This is a genomic window from Aeromonas sp. A35_P (assembly GCF_002259925.1).
Taxonomy (GTDB): Bacteria; Pseudomonadota; Gammaproteobacteria; order Enterobacterales; family Aeromonadaceae; genus Aeromonas; species Aeromonas dhakensis.
The window spans coordinates 1-7,859 of record NZ_NEVB01000076.1 but is presented as its reverse complement, the minus strand read 5'-3'; the positions used below and the strand labels follow the sequence as shown (position 1 = coordinate 7,859).

11 protein-coding genes and 1 pseudogene are annotated in these 7,859 nt (G+C 51.9%); 5 read left to right on the top strand and 7 right to left on the bottom strand.

All coding sequences use genetic code 11. The features are described from left to right. The 4 genes from CAK78_RS06015 to CAK78_RS06000 all read right to left on the bottom strand — a co-directional run. Positions 1-384, bottom strand: a 384-nt coding sequence (locus tag CAK78_RS06015; protein ID WP_176452697.1) for a replication initiation protein, incomplete at its 3' end; no start/stop codon positions are given. Positions 385-565: 181 nt separating this feature from the next. Continuing rightward, positions 566-1,084 carry a hypothetical protein gene (locus tag CAK78_RS06010; RefSeq protein ID WP_094696693.1) on the bottom strand — a complete coding sequence of 173 codons (519 nt, stop codon included), beginning with the start codon at positions 1,082-1,084 and terminating at the stop codon, positions 566-568. An 85-nt stretch (positions 1,085-1,169) separates the two neighbouring features. Beyond that, positions 1,170-1,454, bottom strand: coding sequence for a type II toxin-antitoxin system RelE/ParE family toxin (locus CAK78_RS06005; protein WP_094696692.1), 285 nt, complete (start codon positions 1,452-1,454; stop codon positions 1,170-1,172). Further along, positions 1,444-1,683, bottom strand: a complete 240-nt coding sequence (locus CAK78_RS06000; RefSeq protein ID WP_094696691.1) for a CopG family ribbon-helix-helix protein — start codon at positions 1,681-1,683, stop codon at positions 1,444-1,446. Before CAK78_RS06000 ends, CAK78_RS06005 begins: the two co-directional genes overlap by 11 nt. A gap of 820 nt (positions 1,684-2,503) precedes the next feature. On the opposite strand from CAK78_RS06000, the gene CAK78_RS22615 reads away from it, so the two are divergent. Beyond that, complete coding sequence (locus tag CAK78_RS22615) at positions 2,504-3,193, top strand: hypothetical protein (protein WP_141214134.1); 690 nt, start codon at positions 2,504-2,506, stop codon at positions 3,191-3,193. 6 nt (positions 3,194-3,199) lie between these two features. Here the strand turns inward: CAK78_RS22615 and CAK78_RS05995 are convergent, their stop codons facing one another. Continuing rightward, positions 3,200-4,162, bottom strand: a complete 963-nt coding sequence (locus CAK78_RS05995) for an IS1595 family transposase (protein ID WP_094696690.1) — start codon at positions 4,160-4,162, stop codon at positions 3,200-3,202. Between the two features lie 87 nt (positions 4,163-4,249). Between CAK78_RS05995 and CAK78_RS05990 the strand changes: the two genes are divergently transcribed. Continuing rightward, positions 4,250-4,618: a hypothetical protein gene (locus CAK78_RS05990; RefSeq protein ID WP_094696689.1), complete on the top strand. Its 369-nt coding sequence runs from the start codon at positions 4,250-4,252 to the stop codon at positions 4,616-4,618. A gap of 44 nt (positions 4,619-4,662) precedes the next feature. On the opposite strand, the gene CAK78_RS05985 is transcribed toward CAK78_RS05990, so the two are convergent. Further along, positions 4,663-4,905 (bottom strand): plasmid replication protein RepB, encoded by a 243-nt coding sequence (locus tag CAK78_RS05985; RefSeq protein WP_094696688.1) that lies wholly within the window; start codon positions 4,903-4,905, stop codon positions 4,663-4,665. Positions 4,906-5,251: 346 nt separating this feature from the next. Here CAK78_RS05985 and CAK78_RS05980 point away from each other — a divergent pair, with 346 nt between their 5' ends. From CAK78_RS05980 to CAK78_RS05965, 3 genes are all read left to right on the top strand, one after another. Then, positions 5,252-5,647, top strand: a complete 396-nt coding sequence (locus CAK78_RS05980; protein WP_094696687.1) for a hypothetical protein — start codon at positions 5,252-5,254, stop codon at positions 5,645-5,647. Positions 5,648-5,692: 45 nt separating this feature from the next. Beyond that, entirely contained in the window at positions 5,693-5,875 is a 183-nt protein-coding gene (locus CAK78_RS05975; RefSeq protein WP_094696686.1) for a helix-turn-helix domain-containing transcriptional regulator, read from the top strand. A 1,051-nt stretch (positions 5,876-6,926) separates the two neighbouring features. Next, on the top strand, positions 6,927-7,145 hold the full coding sequence (locus tag CAK78_RS05965; RefSeq protein WP_094696684.1) for a hypothetical protein: 219 nt from the start codon (positions 6,927-6,929) through the stop codon (positions 7,143-7,145). 119 nt (positions 7,146-7,264) lie between these two features. Here CAK78_RS05965 and CAK78_RS05960 read toward each other — a convergent pair. Then, a pseudogene (locus CAK78_RS05960) lies at positions 7,265-7,859 on the bottom strand (primase C-terminal domain-containing protein); the annotation flags it as partial.

Below are 7,859 nucleotides of genomic sequence, written 5' to 3'. Positions count from 1 at the left end.
GTACCCTAAATCAGCCCCTAGCCGCTTCGCTAGAACGTGCTCTATGGCAGCCAGGTAACGCAACGGCTTTTGCCGTGCTGCGCTGGTACGCGCTACAGGGGCGGCCAGAATGTACCCGATATGGGCGTGACCGTTCATGCGGTTAACGCTGATCCAGTGCGGGGCAGGCAAGCCGGCATCCTGCCACGCGTGGTAACTGTCCGCCTTGTCCAAGTCGAACACCAACGCCGCCACATGCGGCGGGGGGTTATGCTGGATGTGGCGATAGGCCAGCGCGGAGGCCTGCGGGCGAATGCGCAGCCCATGAGCCGGATCATCGGTGCAGTAGGGGCGACGAGGGAGACGTTCGACGAATGCAGCAACTTGAAGTGCTGATTTTACCATCGAGCACCGCGCTTATTGGCGGCTCTGGGTTGTTTGATGTGATCCATGTGGTATTCTTGTTCCTGTGATTAAGTCACGGCCCCGAACTCTCTGCAATCTCCCGCCAAGTTGATTAGACAGAGATTCGGGGTTTGTCTTTTCTGGGCAATACGTTACAGCATCCCCTTTTTATCGAGCAAGGTTACCATGCCATTCCGGTATTTTTTAACCAGCAACGCTTGGGCTTGCGGCCATCCAAGGACTTAACGTAAGCATTCCACTCTTCTTTGCTCTTGCCTTTGAGCTCCTGATTCTTGCGATCGACCTCTTCTTGCAATGCCTTGCAATCGGCCTCTGCCTGCGCCTTTTCCTGCTCTTTGGCTTCGATCACTTTAAGTGCCTCAGCATCATCGACCTTGGCAAAGACTTGCTTCCCATTAAGCACCAAAGTTTTATCCGATTCTTTGTAAACGCCACTGACGCCAAGCGCCCCAATCGTCAACGTGTTGTCTTTGATGGTCGCAGGAAACTCTTTGCGTTCAACCGAACCATCCAAAATGCTATTTCCATACCTTGTCAGCAAATGACCTTCGCCGTTTTTCTCGATTTTCAAATATTCAAAGCGGTCGCCCTGAACCTTCCAAAACCCCAAGAATGGTTTGTCCGCAGACCCGCAGGCGGAAAGCGCCAGAGCCAAAAAAACAGCAACAACAACCCTCATGAAAAACTCCATTTTTTATTTTCAGTGAAAGCGATCAAGATACCAGAACCTTAATAAAAAGGACTCATTCAACCCAAGCATTAACTCACAACTGGCTTGGGAATCGTTGTCTGGTGTGGAACACCCGCAGAATGTGGATCTCATCCCCTTGCACCCGATACGGAAGCAGGAACGGATAGGGCTGCACCACGAGCTCCCTCGTTCCAGGAACCCGCCCGGGCCGCCCCATGGCCGGCTGAGTCGATAACAGGCTAACCAGCCGATACACTTCGCGCACAAACTCCTGTGCCACTATCGGGTTTTCTCTCGATAGGAAGTCGTGCGCATCCTCCAAGTTGAGCGCAGCCTTGCGCAGCCACTTAACTTGCATTGATACCCCACCGATTAAACTTCGCCATCATCTCCTTTTCAGGCACAAAATCGCCAGAATCAGCCTCGATCAATGCTGCCTCAATCTGCGCGATCTGCCAAGCTTCTCGCGCCAAGTAATCCTGAATGGCTTGGTTGGCCAACCATGATTTGGTTCTGCCTGTAGACTGGGCCAACTGCCCCAATTGCTGGTCTACTTCATCCGGCAGACGGACAGACATTACGCTCATAACACCCCCTTGTAGTCAGATGTTTACATTGTGCGACTAGATAACCATCAATGTCCACCGATCCCCCGAATTGCAGTACTGCAATTCGGGGTTGTACAACCCCCAAAAACTGGCGAATCGAAGGGTGTTTTGAGGTGCGCATAACGCCTTTTATGTTCAATTGCGATTTTTAGCGGCTAAAACAGGGCGCTGGCGGCGAACAGGCCGCCTGTATCGCGTTTTGGGGCGTTTCGACACACAAGACAGGGCATTTACCGCCTGAAAGTTTGCAACGCTTCTGTGGCGGTTTTAGGGCCGGATCCTGCGGGGTATGGTTTCAGCCCTAGTTTGCATCTTGCGGCCTGTTTCAGTATCTTGCGCCGCCCGTCGAGTCATCCTCGTGATAAGCAGTCTCGATGGCGGAAAAATGGGGTCAGTGGCCCCAGCTTTTCTTCCCCTCCTCCTGCAATTGTCCCTGTTTTGTGCCGGATTGTTCCGGTTCGCGGAGGGCAGTACCGCTGAACCGCATTATCACTCTTACACTGCTCAACAAATCAAACTGACCAATATTTCAGTCCTATCGTACATAACTAGCCAAATTTGTTACGTATGATTAGAAAGTATGCTAGCCGTAAGTTGACACGTATCCTGAATCATAACCACACCCCGTGGCTTTATGGGGCCATCCTGAGCCCCATTTTTTAGCTTTGTTCCTGCCTTAATATGTCCCTCGAAAGGCCCAGGCCCTATGGTAACCGTTCACCAGCCGGGAGCCATCTGAGGCAAAACTGGAGTGATGAGGTTTGTACTGCTACCACTGTTGATCAAGAGGATAGAATGTATGTATAAGAATAATAAGCACAGAAATGTTTCCGCATTAATTGATGGCGTCTTAATAGAAGAAGCGGACATCATTAATATGGAACTGTCGCGAGCCCACCATGCTTTGAATTTCCTGAAATCTAAAATAGACCCTAACATGATGCATTCAATCATGGCGCGTGAATTATTAGAAACAACTAACAAATCAGAGAAATGGGTTAGTGAATCTGAAGGTAAGTGGCAATCAAATAGCGTATTGTTAACTGTAGATGGACTTTCAGCTGATGATTTCCATCTATATTTTATGGGTTTAATAAAAAATAATAACGAGCCAGAAATCAGGGCTGCCCACCCAGATCACTACAGAAACAGAATTTTAAGTGGAGGACCTGAGATAATCGAGAATATAGGTGAGGATAATTACCCGTGGCATGTTTTTGGGCGCTTTATTTCAGTATCCGACATACCTGCCTTTGAACAAGAAAAATCTTTTGATATAAGTTTTGGTTTAGAGGTGAAGAGCGTAAATGATAACGTAATTGCTTATGCCGGGCATGAATTGAGAAATTTCAAAAGTGGGATGCAAGCCAAATTAACGATTGTACTTCCTTATTTGGCAGAAAAAACTCTTGTGCGCGGACACTTAAATCATTTTGCAGTTGAGTTTAGAAACTGGTGTCTTTCAGCACCTTCATCAACTGATATTTAAAATAGGCTATGTCCCAATTACGTGTTGCATGGGGCGCCCCAGCGCCTCATGCAAACATGCTTTGATATTGACGCCCCTCCCGTAACGCTCCAGCATCCTGCGCCAACCCAGGTAATTCTTCAGGTAGTGCGTCGCCACGCCATGGAACCGCTCCATCCACTCTTTCAACCGATGGTGATATCCGTTTACATGCTGAATGTGATACGCACCGGCCACTCGCTCACCCTGACGATTGCGCACTACTTGATGAGTCACTCCATGCACTTTGCTAAAACTGGCATACACACCCGCACCATCGCTACACAACACCACATCCGGTGACACCAGCGGCTTCAAGACCGCGATGACCGTCTCGGCATTTATCTTCTCCAGCTGAAAATCCGCATGGTGGCCTGCCCGGTCTTGCACCACCATCACAGGGATGTAATCCGGCCCGGTTCCACGGGTGCGCCCCTTGCCACCACGATGCCTTGGCGGACGCGGCAGCCCCCGTTGCCCCTTGAACGATTCAAGGAAGAAGGTATCATCGACCTCAACGATGCCCTCCTCCCGTGTAGCTTGATGGCCTGCCATGGCGCGCAAGAAGCGGTGACGCCAGAGGAACGCGGTGTTTTTGCTGACCCCACAGCGCCGCGCTGCCTGGCGGACAGTCAGCCCTTCGATGAGGGCTTGCGCGTACTCTTCCCAGCACTGTGCTTTACGCAACCGGGTCAGAGGCGTTTTGGTCAGAACGGTGCTGGTGCGCAGACACAGTTTGCAACGGTAGCGGCGCAGTCCCCGACTCCAGCCCCAAGGCGCCAGCAGGGCGACATCTGCCTGACAATGTGGGCATCCACTGCATGCCGGTAACTGAGTATTGAGCGAGGTAATGGTGTGGGGGGCAGTGAGCTCCTGCTGAGCAACACGGCGCTGGCGCAGTGTTAACTGGGGAAAGAGGGACAACAGGTGTTGAAAGGCTGGGGTATCCATGATGGTAGACCTCAAGGTGATGGCCTACTTCAAGATTAGCCTTTCAACACGTAATTGGGACATAGCCTTAAAATAGGGGTATTGTAAATGCGAAGAAAAATTGCATTGGTGGGCTGGAATCCAGATGTCGTTGACTACAAAAAATGGCCTGAATTGACGCCTGAAAAGTTACACTTAGCATTGGAGAAAGACCTACATAAACTAAACTCGATCGGCTACAATGCAGAGCTTATATATATAAATTCTGCTGACACAGCATTTAAAACAGTGAGTGAAGCGCTAACTAAAGCAACTTACGACTGTGTTTTAATTGGAGCCGGAGTGAGAACCGTTGATGAGCATTTTTTAGTTTTTGAAAAGCTAGTAAATGCAGTCCATCAATTTGCACCGTCTGCTAAAATTTGTTTTAATACCAATCCCAGCGATACCGCCGAAGCGGTAGAACGCTGGATATAAGTATTCCTGATTGCGAAAGGTGAGACCCACTATTCGCACCTTCCTTAGCGGCTGCTCAAATCAATCTCAATACGGCGAAAACCAATGGTGTGCGCCGTGTTCACCCCTGCATCGATGGTCTTAAAGACCCGCCAGCCTCCGCGCTGGCGTTCCAGCACTTCCGTTTCAGCATTGCGGCCAAACTTCACCAGGTGAAGATGGTAGCCGGCACCCATCGGGGTCGGGGCGATCACCGCCTTGGCAAAGCCCCCCTGTTCAAATACCCACTTTGCTTTGATCTCTTCCATATCAAAAGCCTGTTTTGATGGTGTCATATCTACGTTATGACACCAACGTGACCAAACATCAAATCATAATTACGAACCATCAAATTCCTATTTTGATTTGCATTGCTCAGGTTCGTAGAACCGCACTCAGGTTTCAAAGGGGGAGCCCCTTTGGCACGCCGATAGGATGCAGGCACGTCGACGGTACAAACGCAGTTTGTATACGGTCGGTCTCGTGCCTGTATACAGTCGGTGTCGTGCCTGTCTCTGCGCGAAGCTGTTTACATCAAAAACATTCCGAAATTTCTTCTAAGCCTTGCTGTAATTGATGTTTACTCGTTGTAAACACGCGTAAACAGGGGGCGGAATGAGCGTTGTAAGCATTCGGGTATCGGAGCAGCAGAAGGGGGAGATCGAGCGGGCAGCACTGGCGGAAAACTTGAGCATCCCCGATTACATCCGGCAGACACTAGCAGTAAATCAAAAAGAAAATTTGAATAGTCAAATGACTGATTTGAAATCGAAGGGGGCAGAGATCGCCACTGAGGTGCAGAAACTGCGCGACGAGGTAGCCGCATTATCGGAGCAAGCCGGAAAGACTGCCGCCGATCTGCGCTCGAACTTGCGGGACGCGCAAGCGGCCAGCAACCAAATCAAGCGCCACCTCGACAGCGACAGGGGGTTTGCATTGGGAATAGCTGGGGTCGTGGGGTGGGCACTGGCACTATCGGGGGCTTTATTGGGTGCCTACCTAATGCACTAACCATCAAAAGCCTTATTTGAAGAGTCGTTTTACGGGGTTGATGGGATGAAGAAAGAACAGTTCAGTAGATACAACGTTGCCGACTACCTGACGAACAGCGCGGAGATCGCCGCCTACCTAGAAGCCGCCAAAGAAGAGAACGATCCGGTACTGCTGGCTGCGGTAATAGAAGAGATTCGCCGGATAGCGCCGGAGGCACTTGCCAGCACATTGCGAATCCTGCCCTAGCACCTCAAATTTCGTACGTACGAAAAAACCAACCCCGCTCCGTGGATAAGCCCTACTGCCCACAGGCCAAACACACGGCCTGATGGACAGCCCTTCGGGAACGGGCTTAACCACCTCGCACCGATCCTCTCTCTGAAATGCTTTTTGAAATGAGAACGCCCCTAAAGGGGCGCTGTTATCTGATAAGGCTTGTTTGGATCACTCTCGCGAGATGTTAGCTAGGTAGCGGCTAACACTTGCCGGGGTCGCCTCAGAAAACGGAAAATAAAGCACGCTAAGCGTGTGCAGAGGCAGGGATCCAGCGTAGCGGAGCGACTCAACGCCAAGTTTGCGAAGGCGTTCAAGGTTGTCGCCGAGAAAGCCTCTGAAAGCGATTCTCAGCGCGGGGCAGCCGTTAAGGCTAGGATGGCATTGGCTGACACCCAAAAACGCCTCCAAGCGCTTCAGGAGCCGTTTAAGGGGCTATCTAAGGAGCAGGTGGCGGAGGTACTCAAGCAAGCCGTGGCGATGCAGCAGGACAATCAGCGGAGGCAGGAGGAGCAGGATCTGGCTGGGGCCGCTTCAGAATTCGGAAAATAAAGCACGGTAAGCCAGTGGCATGGCTAGCACTCTCATAAACGACCGTTTTTGAGAGGCATCAATGAGAATCAGATCCGTGCCAGTGCTGGTATGGCATGTTACTTTCTCGAAAACCACTCTCGTATTGCACGGCTGAAACAGCCGAGTTTCGAGAACCTCGAAAATTCTGTGTCTAGGGGGGAGCAGCTTGCGCAAAGCCGCGCCGTTGCTGGGTATCGAATCTCTTAACGTGCTTTATTTTCCGAATTCTGAAGCGACCCCTGGCTCGCAAGCTGGAGGCCGAGATCCGACGGAAGATGGCTCCCGAGAAAGGCCCGAAGCCGAGTCGGGGGTTTGGGCGTTAACGCGCCCTGCGCCGCTTCAGCTCTGCTCTGGCCCATAGAGGAAATTCAGTCATGGGAATGCCCGAACCAGATCCGGCTTGGAACAAGGTTAAGCCACTTCATCAGAAACGCATCATAATGGAAATTTGATGAGTCAAAAGAGCGATTTGAAGGCTGTATTCAGCCTGTACCAAGTGGCAGACTACCTAACAACGCCCTCGGAGTTAGCGGCATACCTTAAGGCCGCTAGAGAGGAAGATGATCCGGAGCTGCTGACCGCCGCAATAGAGGATATTCGCCAGATAGAGCAAGGCAAAACCGGCTCCGTGGATAAGCCCTACTGCCCACAGGCCAAACCCACGGCCTGATGGACAGCCCTTCGGGAACGGGCTTAACCACCTCGCCAAGATCCTCTCTCTTGAATGATCAAGGGCTAAGGAACGCCCTTCGGGCGCTGTTATCTGATATAGGCTTGTTTTCGCGATCGCTATTTTGAAATTTTGGCGTACTTGCTAACGGTGCTGGCCGAGATGTTGAGATCGTCGGCTATGGTGCTGTGCGGGTATCCAGCTGCCTTCATGCTCTGGATGGCCTCCCACAGCGCCCAGTTAGTCCGGTTTGTCCCTGTCGGCCTTCCCCCGCCCTTGGATACCTTGCCACCCTTAGCCCCTCTGATGGCCTGAATCTCGGGGGTATGTGTCCGATCAACATAATCAGCGAACGTGGATGGGGTGAGATTCCGCCACGTCCAGCGGGCGATGCTCTTAGCCGTCGCCTTGATCTCACTATGGGGCAACGGGCCGCCCTGCTCCAAGCCAAACGCGTTAGTACATTCACAGGCCGCCTGCACAGCACAGAGCCATGCGTCGTACCCATTGGGCCGCCAGTGCGCTCTAATCGCCGTGTAGGCCCATTCACGCACGTTATCGAATACGGTGACGTTACGGCCTAGCCCGGTTGCCTCTTTGCGGCTGCGGCGGCTGTAGGCCGCCAGATCCGCATCCGGGCAGAACTCCGCGAGATAGTCGAGGCTGTAGGGCTCGATCTGATGCCAGACGGTCAGCCAATCGGCGTGTGTGGGG